This is a genomic window from Corynebacterium yonathiae, from assembly GCF_027570195.1.
GTDB classification, from domain to species: Bacteria; Actinomycetota; Actinomycetes; order Mycobacteriales; family Mycobacteriaceae; genus Corynebacterium; species Corynebacterium yonathiae.
Genome location: NZ_JAKMUZ010000051.1, coordinates 1 through 820 on the forward strand (window position 1 = coordinate 1; position 820 = coordinate 820).

Here is an 820-nt window from a genome sequence, read left to right on the forward strand (position 1 = left end):
GGCACTGTTGCAAAGTTAGCGATGAGGCAGCCTTTTGTCTTATTCAAAGGCCTTACATTTCAAAAACTCTGCTTACCAGGCGCATTTCGCCCAGGGGATCACCATAATAAAATGCTGAGGCCTGGCCTTTGCGTAGTGCACGCATCACCTCAATACCTTTGATGGTGGCGTAAGCCGTCTTCATGGATTTAAATCCCAGCGTGGCGTTGATTATCCGTTTCAGTTTGCCATGATCGCATTCAATCACGTTGTTCCGGTACTTAATCTGTCGGTGTTCAACGTCAGACGGGCACCGGCCTTCGCGTTTGAGCAGAGCAAGCGCGCGACCATAGGCGGGCGCTTTATCCGTGTTGATGAATCGTGGGATCTGCCACTTCTTCACGTTGTTGAGGATTTTACCCAGAAACCGGTATGCAGCTTTGCTGTTACGACGGGAGGAGAGATAAAAATCGACAGTGCGGCCCCGGCTGTCGACGGCCCGGTACAGATACGCCCAGCGGCCATTGACCTTCACGTAGGTTTCATCCATGTGCCACGGGCAAAGATCGGAAGGGTTACGCCAGTACCAGCGCAGCCGTTTTTCCATTTCAGGCGCATAACGCTGAACCCAGCGGTAAATCGTGGAGTGATCGACATTCACTCCGCGTTCAGCCAGCATCTCCTGCAGCTCACGGTAACTGATGCCGTATTTGCAGTACCAGCGTACGGCCCACAGAATGATGTCACGCTGAAAATGCCGGCCTTTGAATGGGTTCATGTGCAGCTCCATCAGCAAAAGGGGATGATAAGTTTATCACCACCGACTATTTGCAACAGTGCC

Annotated in this window: 1 protein-coding gene; it reads right to left on the bottom strand. The window is 52.1% G+C overall.

Features of this window, described 5'->3' with window-relative positions:
- Positions 1-52: 52 nt before the first annotated feature.
- The gene (locus L8V22_RS11625; RefSeq protein WP_001067858.1) at positions 53-757 is read right to left on the bottom strand and encodes an IS6-like element IS26 family transposase; all 705 of its coding nucleotides are present in this window, start codon (positions 755-757) and stop codon (positions 53-55) included.
- Positions 758-820 lie beyond the last annotated feature (63 nt).

Bases quoted from the DNA above. Each gene is read 5' to 3' on its own strand.
- L8V22_RS11625 (WP_001067858.1), bottom strand. From the start codon at position 757: ATGAACCCATTCAAAGGCCGGCATTTTCAGCGTGACATCATTCTGTGG.